The sequence below is a fragment of the Citrobacter sp. B72 genome (assembly GCF_016894305.1).
Classification (GTDB): Bacteria; Pseudomonadota; Gammaproteobacteria; order Enterobacterales; family Enterobacteriaceae; genus Citrobacter; species Citrobacter portucalensis.
This window is the reverse complement of record NZ_CP069801.1, coordinates 1,114,496-1,133,093: the sequence shown is the minus strand read 5'-3', so window position 1 is coordinate 1,133,093 and position 18,598 is coordinate 1,114,496. Positions and strand designations below refer to the sequence as shown.

Below are 18,598 nucleotides of genomic sequence, written 5' to 3'. Positions count from 1 at the left end.
CCGTGGACGAATATCCCATCATCGACCTGTCCCACCTGCTGCCGGCGGCCCAGGGCTTGGCCCGTCTTCCGGCGGACGAGCGCATCCAGCGCCTTCGCGCCGACCGCTGGATCGGCTATCCGCGCGCAGTCGAGGCGCTGAACCGGCTGGAAGCCCTTTATGCGTGGCCAAACAAGCAACGCATGCCCAACCTGCTGCTGGTTGGCCCGACCAACAATGGCAAGTCGATGATCGTCGAGAAGTTCCGCCGCACCCACCCGGCCAGCTCCGACGCCGACCAGGAGCACATCCCGGTGTTGGTCGTGCAGATGCCGTCCGAGCCGTCCGTGATCCGCTTCTACGTCGCGCTGCTCGCCGCGATGGGCGCGCCGCTGCGCCCACGCCCACGGTTGCCGGAAATGGAGCAACTGGCTCTGGCACTGCTGCGCAAGGTCGGCGTGCGCATGCTGGTGATTGTCGACAACCTCTCGCGCAACCAAGACATCGCGGTCGGACTGCAAGTGATCTTGAAGCCACGGGCCCGTCCCACCCCGACATGGACCTCGATGCCCGAACGGACGTTAGATTTCGAGTTCTAGGCGTTCTGCGATGAAGGTTGGATCCCAGCCGGGATTGAAAGTGTCGACGTGGGTGAATCCGAGCCGCTCGTATAGGCCACGCAGGTTCGGGTGGCAGTCGAGCCGCAGCTTGGCGCACCCCTGCGTTCGCGCGGCATGGCGGCAAGCCTCGATCAGCGCGGAGCTGACACCCCGGCCCGCATGTGTCCGTCGCACCGCGAGCTTGTGCAGATATGCGGCCTCCCCCTTGAGGGCGTCGGGCCAGAACTCGGGATCCTCGGCCGACAAGGTGCAACAGCCGACGATGCCGTCGCTGCAACTCGCGACTAGGAGCTCGGATCTCAGGACGAAGGTCTCCGCGAATGTCCGGTCGATCCGCGCGACGTCCCAGGCGGGCGTTCCCTTGGCGGACATCCACGCCGCAGCGTCGTGCATCAGCCGCACAACCTCGTCGATATCACCCGAGCAGGCGACCCGAACGTTCGGAGGCTCCTCGCTGTCCATTCGCTCCCCTGGCGCGGTATGAACCGCCGCCTCATAGTGCAGTTTGATCCTGACGAGCCCAGCATGTCTGCGCCCACCTTCGCGGAACCTGACCAGGGTCCGCTAGCGGGCGGCCGGAAGGTGAATGCTAGGCATGATCTAACCCTCGGTCTCTGGCGTCGCGACTGCGAAATTTCGCGAGGGTTTCCGAGAAGGTGATTGCGCTTCGCAGATCTCCAGGCGCGTGGGTGCGGACGTAGTCAGCGCCATTGCCGATCGCGTGAAGTTCCGCCGCAAGGCTCGCTGGACCCAGATCCTTTACAGGAAGGCCAACGGTGGCGCCCAAGAAGGATTTCCGCGACACCGAGACCAATAGCGGAAGCCCCAACGCCGACTTCAGCTTTTGAAGGTTCGACAGCACGTGCAGCGATGTTTCCGGTGCGGGGCTCAAGAAAAATCCCATCCCCGGATCGAGGATGAGCCGGTCGGCAGCGACCCCGCTCCGTCGCAAGGCGGAAACCCGCGCCTCGAAGAACCGCACAATCTCGTCGAGCGCGTCTTCGGGTCGAAGGTGACCGGTGCGGGTGGCGATGCCATCCCGCTGCGCTGAGTGCATAACCACCAGCCTGCAGTCCGCCTCAGCAATATCGGGATAGAGCGCAGGGTCAGGAAATCCTTGGATATCGTTCAGGTAGCCCACGCCGCGCTTGAGCGCATAGCGCTGGGTTTCCGGTTGGAAGCTGTCGATTGAAACACGGTGCATCTGATCGGACAGGGCGTCTAAGAGCGGCGCAATACGTCTGATCTCATCGGCCGGCGATACAGGCCTCGCGTCCGGATGGCTGGCGGCCGGTCCGACATCCACGACGTCTGATCCGACTCGCAGCATTTCGATCGCCGCGGTGACAGCGCCGGCGGGGTCTAGCCGCCGGCTCTCATCGAAGAAGGAGTCCTCGGTGAGATTCAGAATGCCGAACACCGTCACCATGGCGTCGGCCTCCGCAGCGACTTCCACGATGGGGATCGGGCGAGCAAAAAGGCAGCAATTATGAGCCCCATACCTACAAAGCCCCACGCATCAAGCTTTTGCCCATGAAGCAACCAGGCAATGGCTGTAATTATGACGACGCCGAGTCCCGACCAGACTGCATAAGCAACACCGACAGGGATGGATTTCAGAACCAGAGAAAGAAAATAAAATGCGATGCCATAACCGATTATGACAACGGCGGAAGGGGCAAGCTTAGTAAAGCCCTCGCTAGATTTTAATGCGGATGTTGCGATTACTTCGCCAACTATTGCGATAACAAGAAAAAGCCAGCCTTTCATGATATATCTCCCAATTTGTGTAGGGCTTATTATGCACGCTTAAAAATAATAAAAGCAGACTTGACCTGATAGTTTGGCTGTGAGCAATTATGTGCTTAGTGCATCTAACGCTTGAGTTAAGCCGCGCCGCGAAGCGGCGTCGGCTTGAACGAATTGTTAGACATTATTTGCCGACTACCTTGGTGATCTCGCCTTTCACGTAGTGAACAAATTCTTCCAACTGATCTGCGCGCGAGGCCAAGCGATCTTCTTCTTGTCCAAGATAAGCCTGTCTAGCTTCAAGTATGACGGGCTGATACTGGGCCGGCAGGCGCTCCATTGCCCAGTCGGCAGCGACATCCTTCGGCGCGATTCTGCCGGTTACTGCGCTGTACCAAATGCGGGACAACGTAAGCACTACATTTCGCTCATCGCCAGCCCAGTCGGGCGGCGAGTTCCATAGCGTTAAGGTTTCATTTAGCGCCTCAAATAGATCCTGTTCAGGAACCGGATCAAAGAGTTCCTCCGCCGCTGGACCTACCAAGGCAACGCTATGTTCTCTTGCTTTTGTCAGCAAGATAGCCAGATCAATGTCGATCGTGGCTGGCTCGAAGATACCTGCAAGAATGTCATTGCGCTGCCATTCTCCAAATTGCAGTTCGCGCTTAGCTGGATAACGCCACGGAATGATGTCGTCGTGCACAACAATGGTGACTTCTACAGCGCGGAGAATCTCGCTCTCTCCAGGGGAAGCCGAAGTTTCCAAAAGGTCGTTGATCAAAGCTCGCCGCGTTGTTTCATCAAGCCTTACGGTCACCGTAACCAGCAAATCAATATCACTGTGTGGCTTCAGGCCGCCATCCACTGCGGAGCCGTACAAATGTACGGCCAGCAACGTCGGTTCGAGATGGCGCTCGATGACGCCAACTACCTCTGATAGTTGAGTCGATACTTCGGCGATCACCGCTTCCCTCATGATGTTTAACGCCTGGCACAGCGGATCGCAAACCTGGCGCGGCTTTTGGTACAAAAGGCGTGACAGGTTTGCGAATCCGTTGCTGCCACTTGTTAACCCTTTTGCCAGATTTGGTAACTATAATTTATGTTAGAGGCGAAGTCTTGGGTAAAAACTGGCCTAAAATTGCTGGGGATTTCAGGAAAGTAAACATCACCTTCCGGCTCGATGTCTATTGTAGATATATGTAGTGTATCTACTTGATCGATCAGGCTTTTGTATATCTCCCCACCACCTGAAACAATGACATGATCCGTTATTTTCTTTAGGTTGGTTAAAGCATCTTTAATTGATGGAAAGATCACTACGTTCTCATTGTCAGATGTAAAACTTGAACGTGTTACGACCGCATACTTTCGGTTGGGTAATGCTCCCATTGATTCAAAAGTCTTGCGTCCAACCAACAGCCATTGGTTATAGGTAATAGCTTTAAACAGGAGCTGTTCACCTTTGGCACTCCATGGAATATCAGGGCCATTCCCGATAACTCCATTCTTCGATATAGCTACCATTAGTGATAGTTTCACAATTCTTCCTCAGAGGTTAACTTTGTTTTAGGGCGACTGCCCTGCTGCGTAACATCGTTGCTGCTCCATAACATCAAACATCGACCCACGGCGTAACGCGCTTGCTGCTTGGATGCCCGAGGCATAGACTGTACAAAAAAACAGTCATAACAAGCCATGAAAACCGCCACTGCGCCGTTACCACCGCTGCGTTCGGTCAAGGTTCTGGACCAGTTGCGTGAGCGCATACGCTACTTGCATTACAGCTTACGAACCGAACAGGCTTATGTCCACTGGGTTCGTGCCTTCATCCGTTTCCACGGTGTGCGTCACCCGGCAACCTTGGGCAGCAGCGAAGTCGAGGCATTTCTGTCCTGGCTGGCGAACGAGCGCAAGGTTTCGGTCTCCACGCATCGTCAGGCATTGGCGGCCTTGCTGTTCTTCTACGGCAAGGTGCTGTGCACGGATCTGCCCTGGCTTCAGGAGATCGGAAGACCTCGGCCGTCGCGGCGCTTGCCGGTGGTGCTGACCCCGGATGAAGTGGTTCGCATCCTCGGTTTTCTGGAAGGCGAGCATCGTTTGTTCGCCCAGCTTCTGTATGGAACGGGCATGCGGATCAGTGAGGGTTTGCAACTGCGGGTCAAGGATCTGGATTTCGATCACGGCACGATCATCGTGCGGGAGGGCAAGGGCTCCAAGGATCGGGCCTTGATGTTACCCGAGAGCTTGGCACCCAGCCTGCGCGAGCAGCTGTCGCGTGCACGGGCATGGTGGCTGAAGGACCAGGCCGAGGGCCGCAGCGGCGTTGCGCTTCCCGACGCCCTTGAGCGGAAGTATCCGCGCGCCGGGCATTCCTGGCCGTGGTTCTGGGTTTTTGCGCAGCACACGCATTCGACCGATCCACGGAGCGGTGTCGTGCGTCGCCATCACATGTATGACCAGACCTTTCAGCGCGCCTTCAAACGTGCCGTAGAACAAGCAGGCATCACGAAGCCCGCCACACCGCACACCCTCCGCCACTCGTTCGCGACGGCCTTGCTCCGCAGCGGTTACGACATTCGAACCGTGCAGGATCTGCTCGGCCATTCCGACGTCTCTACGACGATGATTTACACGCATGTGCTGAAAGTTGGCGGTGCCGGAGTGCGCTCACCGCTTGATGCGCTGCCGCCCCTCACTAGTGAGAGGTAGGGCAGCGCAAGTCAATCCTGGCGGATTCACTACCCCTGCGCGAAGGCCATCGGTGCCGCATCGAACGGCCGGTTGCGGAAAGTCCTCCCTGCGTCCGCTGATGGCCGGCAGCAGCCCGTCGTTGCCTGATGGATCCAACCCCTCCGCTGCTATAGTGCAGTCGGCTTCTGACGTTCAGTGCAGCCGTCTTCTGAAAACGACAATGGAGGTGGTAGCCGAGGGTGTGGAAACACCCGACTGCCTTGCGTGGTTGCGGCAGGCGGGTTGCGACACGGTGCAGGGTTTCCTGTTCGCCAGGCCGATGCCGGCGGCGGCCTTCGTCGGCTTCGTCAACCAATGGAGGAACACCACCATGAACGCCAATGAACCGAGCACCAGTTGCTGCGTGTGCTGCAAGGAAATCCCGCTCGATGCCGCCTTCACGCCGGAAGGGGCCGAGTACGTGGAGCATTTCTGCGGGCTGGAGTGCTATCAGCGCTTCCAGGCGCGGGCCAGCACTGCGACCGAAACCAGCGTCAAACCGGACGCTTGTGATTCGCCGCCGTCAGGTTGAGGCATACCCTAACCTGATGTCAGATGCCATGTGTAAATTGCGTCAGGATAGGATTGAATTTTGAATTTATTGACATTCGATCATCAACGTTAAATCGGGTGGTCGCGGACGTTTATCATCCTTCGCTGCAGGCGTTTTTTTACTTGTGATGGTGGTGTTTTTAGGAGAGTGGTTAAAGCTTATTCCTATGGCGGCACTGGTTGCCGTGATGATCATGGTGGCTATCGGTACATTCTCTTGGGATTCAATCCGTAATCTTAAGCATCATCCTATGTCAACCAACCTTGTGATGGTGGCGACGGTTGTGGTCGTGGTCGCTACCCATAACTTAGCAATTGGGGTATTTGTAGGTGTATTACTCGCGTCCCTATTTTTTGCTAATAAAGTGGGACGTTTTATGGTGGTTAAGAGTACAACGACTGCTGCTGACACTGGTCGCCATTATCAGGTTATTGGACAAGTCTTTTTTGCTTCATCAGATAAGTTCAGTAATTCATTCGATTTTAGGGAAGTGGTTGATAAAGTGACTATCGACTTATCTCAAGCACATTTTTGGGATATTACCGCGGTATCGGCCCTCGACAAGGTAGTGATTAAATTCCGCCGCGAGGGGACTGAGGTTGAGTTGATTGGCCTTAACGAAGCCAGTGCCACCATAGTCGATAAATTTGGGGTACACGATAAGCCAGAAGAAGTTGAAAAAATGATGTCTGGTCACTAAGCCATTAGCAACACAACAACAAAGGAATAAAACGATGACAAATGTGATTGCTTGTATTGACGGTTCAAATGTGACATCCGCTGTATGTGATGCCAGTGGCTGGGCCGCCTTTCAACTGAATGCCCCTGTAATCCTAGGTGATGCTGCCAACTTACTGATTTAGTGTATGATGGTGTTTTTGAGGTGCTCCAGTGGCTTCTGTTTCTATCAGCTGTCCCTCCTGTTCAGCTACTGACGGGGTGGTGCGTAACGGCAAAAGCACCGCCGGACATCAGCGCTATCTCTGCTCTCACTGCCGTAAAACATGGCAACTGCAGTTCACTTACACCGCTTCTCAACCCGGTACGCACCAGAAAATCATTGATATGGCCATGAATGGCGTTGGATGCCGGGCAACCGCCCGCATTATGGGCGTTGGCCTCAACACGATTTTCCGCCATTTAAAAAACTCAGGCCGCAGTCGGTAACCTCGCGCATACAGCCGGGCAGTGACGTCATCGTCTGCGCGGAAATGGACGAACAGTGGGGATACGTCGGGGCTAAATCGCGCCAGCGCTGGCTGTTTTACGCGTATGACAGGCTCCGGAAGACGGTTGTTGCGCACGTATTCGGTGAACGCACTATGGCGACGCTGGGGCGTCTTATGAGCCTGCTGTCACCCTTTGACGTGGTGATATGGATGACGGATGGCTGGCCGCTGTATGAATCCCGCCTGAAGGGAAAGCTGCACGTAATCAGCAAGCGATATACGCAGCGAATTGAGCGGCATAACCTGAATCTGAGGCAGCACCTGGCACGGCTGGGACGGAAGTCGCTGTCGTTCTCAAAATCGGTGGAGCTGCATGACAAAGTCATCGGGCATTATCTGAACATAAAACACTATCAATAAGTTGGAGTCATTACCGAAATACCGTACATTTTTCGCGGAAATATTTTAACAGGATCACACTTTTGTCGTGCAAATATAATTGTGTGATCTACACTCAATATCAGCCGCATTATTCGCCTGCATTCCAGCAATTCAGGCGATTTTTCATTGCCATTTACAAAAAATATTACCCCGTTCACATTCGCGCTCAGCCCTTATATCACGGGAAGTCCCGCCACTTGGCCTTTGGCAATATTCATGCCACAACCAAATTCAGGGTTGTCTCAGATTCTCAGTATGTTAGGGTAGAAAAAGGTCACTATTTCCATCAGGTAATATATCGATATAAACAAATAACAGGAATCATTCTATTGCATGGCAATTAAATTAGAAGTTAAAAATCTCTATAAGATATTTGGAGAGCATCCCCAGAGAGCCTTCAAATATATTGAAAAAGGACTTTCAAAAGAGCAGATTCTGGATAAAACGGGGCTATCGCTTGGCGTTAAGAACGCCAGTCTGGCCATTGAAGAAGGCGAGATATTTGTCATCATGGGATTATCCGGTTCGGGTAAATCCACAATGGTACGCCTTCTCAATCGCCTGATTGAACCCACCCGCGGACAGGTATTGATTGACGGCGTAGACATCGCCCGGATATCCGATGCTGAGCTTCGCGAGGTGCGCAGAAAAAAGATTGCGATGGTGTTCCAGTCCTTTGCCCTGATGCCGCACATGACGGTTCTCGACAATACGGCATTCGGCATGGAATTAGCCGGTGTTGGTGCGGATGAACGTCGTGAAAAAGCGTTAGATGCACTGCGTCAGGTTGGTCTGGAGAATTATGCTCACGGCTACCCGGATGAACTTTCCGGGGGGATGCGCCAGCGTGTAGGCCTCGCCCGCGCATTAGCCATTAACCCTGACATCTTATTAATGGATGAGGCCTTCTCAGCCCTCGATCCATTAATTCGTACTGAGATGCAGGATGAACTGGTAAAACTACAGGCGAAGCATCAACGCACCGTGGTCTTTATATCGCATGACCTCGACGAAGCCATGCGTATTGGCGACAGAATTGCCATTATGCAAAACGGTGAAGTGGTCCAGGTCGGCACGCCAGATGAAATCCTGAATAATCCGGCCAATGATTATGTACGCACCTTCTTCCGTGGCGTCGATATTAGCCAGGTCTTTAGCGCGAAAGATATTTCACGCCGTAGTCCCGAAGGTTTGATTCGTAAAAACCCCGGGGTGGGTCCACGTTCTGCGCTGCAATTATTGCAGGACAAAGATCGCGAATATGGTTACGTGATCGAACGCGGCAATAAATTCGTTGGCGTTGTCTCTATCGACTCATTAAAAACAGCGTTAAGTCAGGCGCAAGGTATTGAAGCGGCATTGATCGATGAGCCGTTAGCCGTAGATGCACAAACCCCTCTCAGCGAGTTGCTTTCTCATGTCGGTCAGGCCCCGTGCGCGGTGCCGGTTGTAGATGAGGAACAGCAGTATGTGGGCGTCATTTCAAAACGCATGCTGTTACAGGCTTTAGATCGTGAGGGGGTAAACAATGGCTGATCAAACTAATCCGTGGGACACCACACCAGCGGCCGACAGTGCCGCACAAAATGCTGATGCCTGGAGTACGCCATCAGGCGCACCCACTGACGGTGGTGGCGCGGACTGGCTGACCAGCGCACCCGCGCCGGCACCAGAGCATTTCAATATTATGGATCCGTTCCATAAAACGCTGATCCCGCTGGACAGTTGGGTCACAGAGGGGATCGACTGGGTCGTTACCCATTTCCGTCCGGTCTTCCAGGGCATTCGTGTCCCGGTGGATTACATTCTCAACGGCTTTCAACAGCTGCTGTTAGGTATGCCAGCCCCGGTAGCGATTATCCTGTTCGCGCTGGTTGCCTGGCAGATTTCCGGCGTGGGGATGGGCGTTGCTACGCTGATTTCCTTAATTGCCATCGGTGCCATCGGCGCGTGGTCGCAGGCCATGATAACCCTGGCGCTGGTGTTGACCGCGCTGCTGTTCTGCGTGGTGATCGGTCTGCCGATGGGGATCTGGTTGGCGCGCAGTCCACGGGCAGCAAAAATTGTTCGCCCGCTGCTGGACGCCATGCAAACCACACCCGCGTTTGTCTATCTGGTGCCGATTGTCATGCTGTTCGGTATTGGTAACGTCCCGGGCGTAGTGGTGACGATTATCTTCGCCCTGCCGCCAATCGTGCGTCTGACTATTCTGGGGATTAACCAGGTGCCAGCCGATCTGATTGAAGCCTCGCGCTCGTTTGGCGCCAGCCCGCGTCAGATGCTGTTTAAAGTGCAGCTCCCGCTGGCAATGCCCACCATTATGGCTGGGGTTAACCAGACGCTGATGCTGGCGCTCTCAATGGTCGTCATCGCATCGATGATTGCCGTCGGCGGACTGGGCCAGATGGTTCTGCGCGGAATCGGTCGTCTGGATATGGGGCTTGCCACCGTCGGCGGGGTTGGGATTGTGATCCTCGCTATCATTCTCGACCGCCTGACGCAGGCCGTCGGTCGCGACTCGCGTAGTCGTGGCAACCGTCGCTGGTACACCACCGGTCCCATTGGGCTTTTCACTCGCCCTTTCACGAAGTAATTCACCCGTTGCCCGGTGGCGCTGTGCTTACCGGGCCTACAATTCATTAACTTACACAAAATCATTCAAGTTGCATCGCGGCGGCAAACGAATGTATCCCCAGGAGCGTACAAGTAGTACGTGACTGGGGTGCATGAGTGCAGCCAACAAAGAGGCAGCTTGAAGGATGAAGTGTAATAAGGAACAACGATGCGACAGAAAGTAATTATTGCCACAGCGTTTGCCACCCTTGTCTCCACCAGCGCTTTCGCTGCCGACCTGCCGGGCAAAGGCATCACCGTACAGCCAATCCAGAGCACTATCTCTGAAGAATCCTTCCAGACGCAGTTAGTCGCCCGTGCGCTGGAGAAACTGGGTTACACCGTTAACAAAACCAGCGAAGTTGACTACAACGTCGGCTATACCTCCATTGCCTCTGGCGATGCAACTTTTACCGCCGTGAACTGGCAGCCGCTGCATGATGATATGTACGCCGCTGCGGGCGGAGACAAAAAGTTTTATCGCGAGGGGGTATTCGTTACGGGTGCCGCACAGGGTTATCTGATCGACAAGAAAACCGCTGAGCAGTATAAAATCACCAATATCGCCCAGTTAAAAGATCCGAAGATCGCCAAAATCTTTGACACCAACGGTGACGGAAAAGCCGATATGATGGGCTGTTCACCAGGCTGGGGCTGTGAAGCAGTAATCAACCACCAGAACAAAGCTTTCGATCTGGAAAAAACCGTCGAGGTCAGCCACGGTAACTATGCGGCGATGATGGCCGACACCATTACCCGCTTCAAAGAAGGTAAACCCATTCTTTACTACACCTGGACACCGTACTGGGTGAGCGACGTAATGAAACCAGGTAAAGATGTGGTCTGGCTGCAGGTGCCGTTCTCTTCCCTGCCAGGCGAGCAGAAAGATATTGATACCAAACTGCCAAACGGTGCCAACTACGGCTTCCCGGTGAACACTATGCATATTGTCGCCAATAAAGCCTGGGCGGAGAAAAACCCGGCTGCGGCGAAACTGTTTGCCATCATGAAGCTGCCGCTGGCGGATATCAACGCGCAGAACGCAATGATGCACGACGGGAAAGCGTCTGAAGCCGACGTACAGGGTCACGTTGACGGCTGGATTAAAGCCCACCAGCAGCAGTTTGACGGCTGGGTGAACGAAGCGCTGGCCGCGCAGAAATAACCCACTCACAGGCCTGATGAGTGTAGTGCCATCAGGCCAGTAACCGCATAAATGCCGGATGGTAGCGCGATGCACCTAATCCGGCCTATCCTCCCTCCCCCAATCGCACAATCCATCACTCAACAAATCAGCAACAGTTAATCACTTCCGTTATGATTGTTTTCTGCAACCCATTATTCAGTTGAAAACCATGACGAAAACCACTCAGGGACTTAGCCCTTCGCTGATCCTGTTAATGTCTATCGCCACCGGCCTTGCCGTCGCCAGTAACTATTACGCGCAACCGCTGCTCGACACCATCGCGCGCAACTTTTCGCTATCTGCCAGTACCGCAGGGTTTATCGTCACTGCGGCCCAACTCGGCTACGCTGCCGGCCTGCTGTTCTTAGTGCCGCTTGGCGATATGTTTGAACGTCGGATGCTGATTGTCTCCATGACATTGCTCGCGGCTGGCGGCATGCTGATCACCGCCAGCAGCCAGTCGCTGGGTATGCTGATTCTCGGTACTGCCCTGACCGGACTGTTCTCGGTAGTGGCACAGATTTTGGTTCCGCTGGCGGCAACGCTTGCCACACCGGACAAGCGCGGGAAGGTTGTCGGCACGATTATGAGCGGCCTGCTGCTGGGTATTCTGCTGGCGCGCACCGTGGCGGGATTACTGGCGAATCTTGGCGGCTGGCGCACCGTATTTTGGGTCGCATCAGTATTAATGGCGCTGATGTCGGTTGCGCTGTGGCGCGGCCTGCCGAAGATGAAATCCGATACTCATCTTAACTATCCTCAGCTATTAGGCTCGGTATTCAGCCTGTTTATTCACGATAAATTGCTGCGTACCCGCGCGATGCTGGGCTGCCTGACTTTTGCCAATTTCAGTATTCTGTGGACCTCGATGGCGTTTTTGCTCGCCGCGCCGCCGTTTAACTATTCGGAAGGAATGATTGGTCTGTTCGGTCTGGCGGGTGCCGCAGGGGCATTAGGCGCACGTCCGGCGGGCGGTTTTGCCGATAAAGGTAAATCCCACCTGACCACAACCATGGGGCTGCTATTACTGCTGCTCTCCTGGCTTGCTATTTGGTTTGGGCACGCTTCAGTCCCCATGCTGATTATCGGTATTCTGGTGTTGGACCTCACCGTTCAGGGAGTACATATCACCAACCAGACGGTTATCTATCGCATTCATCCGGATGCGCGTAATCGCCTGACCGCCGGATACATGACCAGCTATTTTATTGGCGGAGCGGCAGGTTCGCTAATTTCAGCCTCTGCCTGGCAGCATGCCGGGTGGGCTGGCGTTTGTCTGGCGGGTACGACCGTTGCCGTACTCAACCTGGTGGTCTGGTGGCGAGGTTTTCACCGTCAGGAAGCCGTAAATTAAGCGTATAGCGCATGTTTACCGCTGATTGGGCTCCACAGGGTGTTAAGGAGCCCATCAGTCTGCTAAGGTTATAACTCATTGAACCAAGTTATATTAATTTCGGTAATGAAACCTATAACCCTATGGAAAGCCCTGTACCCCAGTCTGAATCCTGTTCGGCAACGTTAACGGAAGGATTCAAAGACAGCCTGCCAATAGTCATCAGCTATATTCCGGTCGCTTTTGCATTTGGTCTCAATGCCACTCGCCTTGGCTTTACGCCGGTTGAAAGCGTCTTTTTCTCCTGCGTTATCTATGCGGGAGCCAGCCAGTTTGTCATTACCACCATGCTCGCTGCGGGCAGTTCGCTGTGGGTCGCCGCCCTTACCGTCATGGCCATGGATGTCCGCCATGTTTTGTACGGCCCTTCCCTGCGCAGCCGAATAGCCCAGCGACTGAGTAAACCCAAAAGCGCGCTGTGGGCTTTTGGCCTTACCGATGAAGTCTTTGCCGCCGCAACGGCAAAACTGGTCCGGGATAATCGACGCTGGAGTGAAAACTGGATGATCGGCATCGCACTGTGTTCCTGGGCCTCCTGGGTGTTTGGTACGGTGATCGGCGCATTTTCCGGTAGTGGTTTACTCAAGGATTACCCGGCGGTTGAAGCGGCACTGGGCTTCATGCTCCCGGCGCTGTTTATGAGCTTCCTGCTCGCGTCATTCCAACGTAAACAAGCGCTCTGCGTGACTGCCTCCCTGGCCGGGGCGCTGGCTGGCGTCATGCTGTTTTCCATACCTGCCGCTATCCTTGCAGGTATTGTCTGCGGATGCCTGACGGCGCTCATCCAGTCATTTTGGCAGGGAGGTCCTGATGAGCTATGAGGTTCTGCTACTTGGCCTGTTGGTCGGCTGCGTTAATTACTGTTTTCGTTATTTGCCGCTCCGTCTTGGGGTAGGCAATGTTCGCCCGACGAAGCGCGGCGCGACGGGCATACTACTCGACACTATTGGCATTGCATCTATTTGCGCCCTGCTGGTGGTGTCTACCGCACCAGAAGTTATGCACGACGCTCGTCGGTTCGTGCCTACGCTGGTGGGGTTTGTCATACTGGGCGCAAGCTTCTATAAGACCCGCAGCATCATCATTCCAACGTTACTGAGTGCTCTGGGCTATGGATTAGCCTGGAAAATGCTTGTTGGCTTATAGATAAAAACAATCATTTTAAAGAAATAATACATTTACTTTATTTGTCACTGTCGTTACTATATCGGCTGAAATTAATGAGGTTATACCCAAATGGATAGTTCGTTTACGCCCATTGAACAAATGCTAAAATTTCGCGCCAGCCGCTACGAAGAGTTCCCTTATCAGGAAGTGCTTCTGACTCGCCTCTGTATGCACATGCAGGGTAAGTTGCTGGAAAACCGCAATAAGATGCTGAAAGCTCAAGGGATTAACGAGACATTGTTTATGGCGTTGATTACGCTGGAGTCTCAGGAAAACCACAGTATTCAGCCTTCTGAACTGAGTTGCGCGCTTGGCTCGTCACGCACTAACGCTACCCGCATTGCGGATGAGTTAGAAAAACGTGGCTGGATCGAACGTCGTGAAAGCGATAACGATCGCCGCTGTCTGCATCTGCAATTGACCGAGAAAGGCCATGCTTTTTTGCAAGAGGTGTTACCGCCTCAGCATAACTGCCTGCATCAGCTCTGGTCGTCTCTTAGCACCACCGAAAAAGATCAGCTTGAGCAAATTACCCGTAAACTTCTGACCCGTCTTGATCAGATGGAGCAGGATGGCGCGGTGTTAGAAGCGCTGCGCTAACGCGCTGACTCGCTCAGAAATCCAGATTTATAAATGAAAAAACCGACAGGCCAGCACGCATACTGCTGGCCTGTCTGATAAACAGGTCGGCTCAGCCGATGTGAAAAAAATAAGATCGTGGAGAACAACATGAGCGCAAATGCGGAGACTCAAACCCCGCAGCAACCGGTCAAGAAGAATGGCAAACGTAAAAGTATGCTACTCCTTCTGACCTTGCTCTTTATTATCATTGCCGTGGCATATGGGATTTATTGGTTTTTAGTACTTCGTCATGTCGAAGAGACAGACGATGCGTACGTGGCAGGGAACCAGGTTCAAATCATGGCTCAGGTATCAGGCAGCGTGACGAAAGTCTGGGCTGATAACACTGACTTTGTAAAACAAGGCGATGTGCTGGTCACCCTCGACCAGACAGACGCAAAGCAGGCATTTGAAAAAGCCAAAACTGCGCTGGCTTCCAGCGTGCGTCAGACGCACCAGTTGATGATCAACAGCAAGCAGTTACAGGCAAGTATTGAAGTGCAGAAAACCGCACTGGCGCAGGCACAAAGCGACTTTAATCGCCGAGTTCCGCTGGGCAATGCCAACCTGATTGGCCGCGAAGAGCTGCAACACGCTCGTGATGCCGTCGCCAGCGCTCAGGCCCAGCTTGATGTCGCGATCCAACAATATAATGCTAACCAGGCGATGATTCTGGGTAGCAAGCTGGAAGATCAGCCCGCTGTGCAACAGGCTGCCACCGAAGTGCGCAATGCCTGGCTGGCGCTGGAACGTACCAGAATTGTCAGCCCAATGACCGGTTATGTATCCCGTCGCGCCGTACAGCCTGGTGCGCAAATTAGCCCAACCACGCCGCTGATGGCGGTTGTTCCGGCCACTAACCTGTGGGTAGATGCCAACTTCAAAGAAACACAGCTCGCACACATGCGTATCGGCCAACCGGCGACCGTTATCAGCGATATTTACGGCGATGACGTAAAATATACCGGTAAAGTTGTCGGTCTCGATATGGGTACGGGCAGCGCCTTCTCCCTGCTGCCGGCGCAAAACGCAACCGGCAACTGGATCAAAGTCGTCCAGCGTCTGCCGGTACGTATCGAACTGGATGCGCAGCAACTGGCACAGCATCCATTACGTATTGGTTTGTCTACGCTGGTTACGGTAGATACCTCAAATCGTGACGGACAAATTCTGGCAAGCCAGGTTCGCACCACGCCGGTATCAGAAAGTAATGCACGTGAAATCAACCTTGCTCCGGTCAATAAGATGATCGAAGAGATCGTGCGGGCCAACGCGGGTTAATTCAAAGGTGCGTGTGATGCAACAGCAAAAACCGCTGGAAGGCGCGCAGCTCGTCATTATGACGATCGCGCTGTCCCTGGCGACATTCATGCAGGTGCTGGACTCCACCATTGCTAACGTGGCGATCCCCACTATCGCCGGGAACCTCGGCTCTTCACTGAGCCAGGGGACCTGGGTGATCACCTCATTCGGGGTGGCGAACGCTATCTCTATTCCGATCACTGGCTGGCTGGCAAAACGCTTTGGCGAAGTAAGACTCTTTATGTGGTCAACTATCGCCTTCGTCATTGCGTCATGGGCATGCGGGATGTCCACCAGCCTGAACATGCTGATTTTCTTCCGCGTAATCCAGGGTATTGTCGCCGGTCCATTAATTCCGCTGTCACAGAGCCTGTTGCTGAATAACTATCCACCCGCCAAGCGTTCCATCGCCCTCGCGCTATGGTCGATGACGGTGATTGTTGCCCCGATATGTGGTCCTATTCTTGGGGGCTATATCAGCGACAACTATCACTGGGGCTGGATATTTTTTATCAACGTACCAATCGGGGCTGTGGTGGTATTGATGACACTGCAAACCCTGCGCGGTCGGGAAACCAAAACCGAGCAGCGGCGCATTGACGCCATTGGTCTGGCACTGCTGGTCATCGGTATCGGCAGTTTGCAGATTATGCTCGACCGCGGCAAAGAGCTGGACTGGTTCGCCTCGCAGGAGATTATCATCCTGACTGTGGTTGCCGTGGTTGCTATCAGCTTCCTGATCGTCTGGGAGCTTACCGACGAGCACCCCATTGTCGATCTCTCGCTGTTTAAGTCGCGCAACTTTACCATCGGCTGCCTGTGTATCAGCCTGGCCTATATGCTTTACTTCGGCGCAATCGTCCTGCTGCCGCAGCTGTTGCAGGAGGTATACGGCTATACAGCAACCTGGGCTGGTCTGGCGTCAGCGCCGGTTGGGGTGATTCCGGTGATCCTGTCTCCAATTATCGGCCGCTTCGCGCACAAGCTGGATATGCGTCGGCTGGTAACGTTCAGTTTTATTATGTACGCCGTCTGTTTCTACTGGCGTGCGTGGACGTTCGAGCCGGGTATGGACTTTGGCGCATCGGCCTGGCCGCAGTTTATTCAGGGGTTCGCGGTAGCCTGCTTCTTTATGCCGCTAACCACCATTACGCTGTCCGGCTTACCACCAGAGCGTCTGGCGGCGGCATCCAGCTTGTCGAACTTTACGCGAACGCTGGCAGGTTCCATTGGCACATCGATTACGACGACAATGTGGACAAATCGAGAGTCGCTGCACCATGCTCAGCTAACGGAATCTGTTAACCCCTACAACCCAAATGCACAGGCTATGTACGATAAGCTGCAAGATTTAGGGATGACGCACCAGCAGGCTTCAGGTTGGATAGCTCAGCAGATCACCAATCAGGGGCTGATTATTTCCGCTAACGAAATCTTCTGGATATCGGCGGGGATCTTCCTGGTCCTGCTTGGCCTGGTGTGGTTCGCCAAACCGCCCTTCGGTGCGGGCGGCGGCGGCGGTGGCGCACACTAACTATCTGATAAAAGGGATCTGCGGATCCCTTTTTTATTAGACCTACAATCAGAAGTAATATTTGAATCTCAGACGCCCGCCGTAACGCGCATCTTCGCTGTTATCACCATTATTCGGATTGGCCTCTACCCATGAAGCATAGGCACCGAGGTAGATGTTAAAGTTTTTCATATCCATCACATTGGGGAATAAATATGAGGCATGAATAGTGTGAATGTCATAATTGCCGGGATCGGTGATCCAGCAATCGTCCTCACAAACGGCATCGATATTGGTAGCATTGAAAGCTTCGATTTTGTTATGCGCATAGATATAACCCAGTTCAAATCGATGCCACAACGCATTCACCCCAGCGGTAAAATCTGTCTCATCGGTCGCATCCATATAGGCGGTATTCAGGTTAATCACTGCGCCATCTTCCGGGTCCGTTTTTTGACCATTCCAGGTCATGGTAAAACCATAGCCCGTACGATCTGACTGATCGATCCACGTCCCATTTTGGTAATAACCGTAGGCGTTGTTAACGACGTTACTTTCCATCGCTATCGCCGTTGAAAAACGCCCATTTTGCCAGGCGATAACCGGACGGACGTAAGCCACGTTTTTATCGTTGGTTAAATCCATTCCGTGGTACTGCTTCTCGGTATATAACGTACTGCCATTTTCCAGCAATGTGTTAACTTCGAAATACCAGTTGTCGATGGTTTTGCTCAGCAGGAAGTTACCCCCGCTGTCGCTACGTCCCCGTCCTTCTTTCATCATATAGATATAGCCGTAACCGTCACTGTAGAGATCGTTCGCTGTATTCCCCGAATATTCAACAAACGTATCCTGATTCAGCGGGAACATATCGTAGGCTTCAAAACGACCAACCTTAATTTTCCAGTCATTCTCACGACCAAAGAAGAAAACGGCATCATCGAGGTTCATTTTTCCGGTCAGGTCCGCCAGAGGCTGTACCGAGAACCCTGCAAAATTACCGTTGTCCCGCCGCTGGTAGCCATCAAAGCCCAGCAACAGGCGTCCGTTAATATCCCAGCGTTCATTGGTTCCTGGTGCCCAATCTTTATTCGCTGACGTTCTCGTCGATGTCAGGCTACCGGAACGGCTTGCCGCATCCATATTAAATTCGACATCGCCATAGAACTTAATATCGCTGAAGCCGGATAATGTCAGCTTAGGCGGAGTTTCACCTGCTGCAATCGGCTCGGCAGACTGGACATTCACCGTCGGCGTAGCGGCGACCTGCTGCTGCTTCAGTGAGCGAATTTGTGCCTCGGCATCGGATGCCCGTTTTTCGGCATTAACAACACGTTGCTCCAGTTCAGCCAGACGCTGCTCAATAGTGATATTATTTGCTGCCCAAAGGTTATGAGAAAAGCAAGCACCGATCATCAGCGCCAAATATTTAGCCTTCATTTTCATCCCTAAAGTTTAATGTATACCAGATAAGATTTGATAAAAACCCTATCTACCGGCTATTAAAAGAGTCTTGTTATTACCCGGATATCTGGCGTATTCCATTATGTTTTTCTATT

19 protein-coding genes and 1 pseudogene are annotated in these 18,598 nt (G+C 53.5%); 14 read left to right on the top strand and 6 right to left on the bottom strand.

Annotated features, from left to right (window positions below):
* Nucleotides 1–2 precede the first annotated feature (2 nt).
* Nucleotides 3–578, top strand: a complete 576-nt coding sequence (locus JQN59_RS05370; protein WP_000344785.1) for a TniB family NTP-binding protein — start codon at nt 3–5, stop codon at nt 576–578.
* On the opposite strand, the gene JQN59_RS05365 is transcribed toward JQN59_RS05370, so the two are convergent.
* From JQN59_RS05365 to dfrA1, 5 genes are all read right to left on the bottom strand, one after another.
* Nucleotides 561–1,061, bottom strand: a complete 501-nt coding sequence (locus JQN59_RS05365) for a GNAT family N-acetyltransferase (RefSeq protein WP_000376623.1) — start codon at nt 1,059–1,061, stop codon at nt 561–563. The two genes, JQN59_RS05370 and JQN59_RS05365, sit on opposite strands and share 18 nt — an antisense overlap.
* A 127-nt stretch (nt 1,062–1,188) precedes the next feature.
* Complete coding sequence (gene sul1, locus JQN59_RS05360) at nt 1,189–2,028, bottom strand: sulfonamide-resistant dihydropteroate synthase Sul1 (RefSeq protein WP_000259031.1); 840 nt, start codon at nt 2,026–2,028, stop codon at nt 1,189–1,191.
* Nucleotides 2,022–2,369, bottom strand: coding sequence for a quaternary ammonium compound efflux SMR transporter QacE delta 1 (locus tag JQN59_RS05355; protein ID WP_000679427.1), 348 nt, complete (start codon nt 2,367–2,369; stop codon nt 2,022–2,024). Before JQN59_RS05355 ends, sul1 begins: the two co-directional genes overlap by 7 nt.
* A gap of 163 nt (nt 2,370–2,532) precedes the next feature.
* A complete protein-coding gene (gene aadA1 / locus JQN59_RS05350) occupies nt 2,533–3,324 on the bottom strand; it encodes an ANT(3'')-Ia family aminoglycoside nucleotidyltransferase AadA1 (protein WP_001206317.1) in 792 nt (263 codons plus the stop codon).
* 92 nt (nt 3,325–3,416) lie between these two features.
* Nucleotides 3,417–3,890, bottom strand: coding sequence for a trimethoprim-resistant dihydrofolate reductase DfrA1 (gene dfrA1 / locus JQN59_RS05345; RefSeq protein WP_000777555.1), 474 nt, complete (start codon nt 3,888–3,890; stop codon nt 3,417–3,419).
* A 156-nt stretch (nt 3,891–4,046) separates the two neighbouring features.
* Between dfrA1 and intI1 the strand changes: the two genes are divergently transcribed.
* The 13 genes and pseudogenes from intI1 to emrB all read left to right on the top strand — a co-directional run bounded on the left by intI1 (nt 4,047) and on the right by emrB (nt 17,060).
* Nucleotides 4,047–5,060 (top strand): class 1 integron integrase IntI1, encoded by a 1,014-nt coding sequence (gene intI1 / locus JQN59_RS05340; protein WP_000845048.1) that lies wholly within the window; start codon nt 4,047–4,049, stop codon nt 5,058–5,060.
* A 202-nt stretch (nt 5,061–5,262) separates the two neighbouring features.
* On the top strand, nt 5,263–5,613 hold the full coding sequence (locus tag JQN59_RS27220) for a DUF3330 domain-containing protein (protein ID WP_000454193.1): 351 nt from the start codon (nt 5,263–5,265) through the stop codon (nt 5,611–5,613).
* 76 nt (nt 5,614–5,689) lie between these two features.
* A pseudogene (locus JQN59_RS05330) lies at nt 5,690–6,334 on the top strand (SulP family inorganic anion transporter); the annotation flags it as partial.
* Between the two features lie 191 nt (nt 6,335–6,525).
* A protein-coding gene (locus JQN59_RS05325; protein WP_095033700.1) for an IS1-like element IS1B family transposase occupies nt 6,526–7,223 on the top strand; the annotation gives its coding sequence in 2 pieces (ribosomal slippage) (nt 6,526–6,775 and nt 6,775–7,223; 699 coding nt in all).
* A gap of 354 nt (nt 7,224–7,577) precedes the next feature.
* Nucleotides 7,578–8,780: a glycine betaine/L-proline ABC transporter ATP-binding protein ProV gene (gene proV, locus JQN59_RS05320; protein ID WP_003825980.1), complete on the top strand. Its 1,203-nt coding sequence runs from the start codon at nt 7,578–7,580 to the stop codon at nt 8,778–8,780.
* Nucleotides 8,773–9,837, top strand: coding sequence for a glycine betaine/L-proline ABC transporter permease ProW (gene proW / locus JQN59_RS05315; RefSeq protein ID WP_149608357.1), 1,065 nt, complete (start codon nt 8,773–8,775; stop codon nt 9,835–9,837). The genes proV and proW overlap by 8 nt, the downstream gene beginning before the upstream one ends.
* Nucleotides 9,838–10,026: 189 nt before the next feature.
* A complete protein-coding gene (gene proX / locus JQN59_RS05310) occupies nt 10,027–11,022 on the top strand; it encodes a glycine betaine/L-proline ABC transporter substrate-binding protein ProX (protein ID WP_048215698.1) in 996 nt (331 codons plus the stop codon).
* Between the two features lie 190 nt (nt 11,023–11,212).
* Entirely contained in the window at nt 11,213–12,397 is a 1,185-nt protein-coding gene (locus tag JQN59_RS05305) for an MFS transporter (protein WP_048225236.1), read from the top strand.
* Nucleotides 12,398–12,519: 122 nt separating this feature from the next.
* A complete protein-coding gene (locus tag JQN59_RS05300) occupies nt 12,520–13,257 on the top strand; it encodes an AzlC family ABC transporter permease (protein WP_149608356.1) in 738 nt (245 codons plus the stop codon).
* Complete coding sequence (gene ygaH / locus JQN59_RS05295) at nt 13,247–13,582, top strand: L-valine transporter subunit YgaH (RefSeq protein WP_003825969.1); 336 nt, start codon at nt 13,247–13,249, stop codon at nt 13,580–13,582. Before JQN59_RS05300 ends, ygaH begins: the two co-directional genes overlap by 11 nt.
* Nucleotides 13,583–13,672: 90 nt before the next feature.
* Nucleotides 13,673–14,203, top strand: coding sequence for a multidrug efflux transporter EmrAB transcriptional repressor EmrR (gene emrR / locus JQN59_RS05290; RefSeq protein ID WP_003037300.1), 531 nt, complete (start codon nt 13,673–13,675; stop codon nt 14,201–14,203).
* 129 nt (nt 14,204–14,332) lie between these two features.
* Nucleotides 14,333–15,505, top strand: coding sequence for a multidrug efflux MFS transporter periplasmic adaptor subunit EmrA (gene emrA / locus JQN59_RS05285; RefSeq protein WP_003825968.1), 1,173 nt, complete (start codon nt 14,333–14,335; stop codon nt 15,503–15,505).
* Nucleotides 15,506–15,521: 16 nt separating this feature from the next.
* Nucleotides 15,522–17,060 (top strand): multidrug efflux MFS transporter permease subunit EmrB, encoded by a 1,539-nt coding sequence (emrB, locus tag JQN59_RS05280; RefSeq protein WP_149608355.1) that lies wholly within the window; start codon nt 15,522–15,524, stop codon nt 17,058–17,060.
* Nucleotides 17,061–17,108: 48 nt separating this feature from the next.
* Here emrB and JQN59_RS05275 read toward each other — a convergent pair whose 3' ends face one another.
* Nucleotides 17,109–18,479, bottom strand: a complete 1,371-nt coding sequence (locus JQN59_RS05275) for a carbohydrate porin (RefSeq protein ID WP_008785614.1) — start codon at nt 18,477–18,479, stop codon at nt 17,109–17,111.
* Between the last annotated feature and the right edge of the window lie 119 nt (nt 18,480–18,598).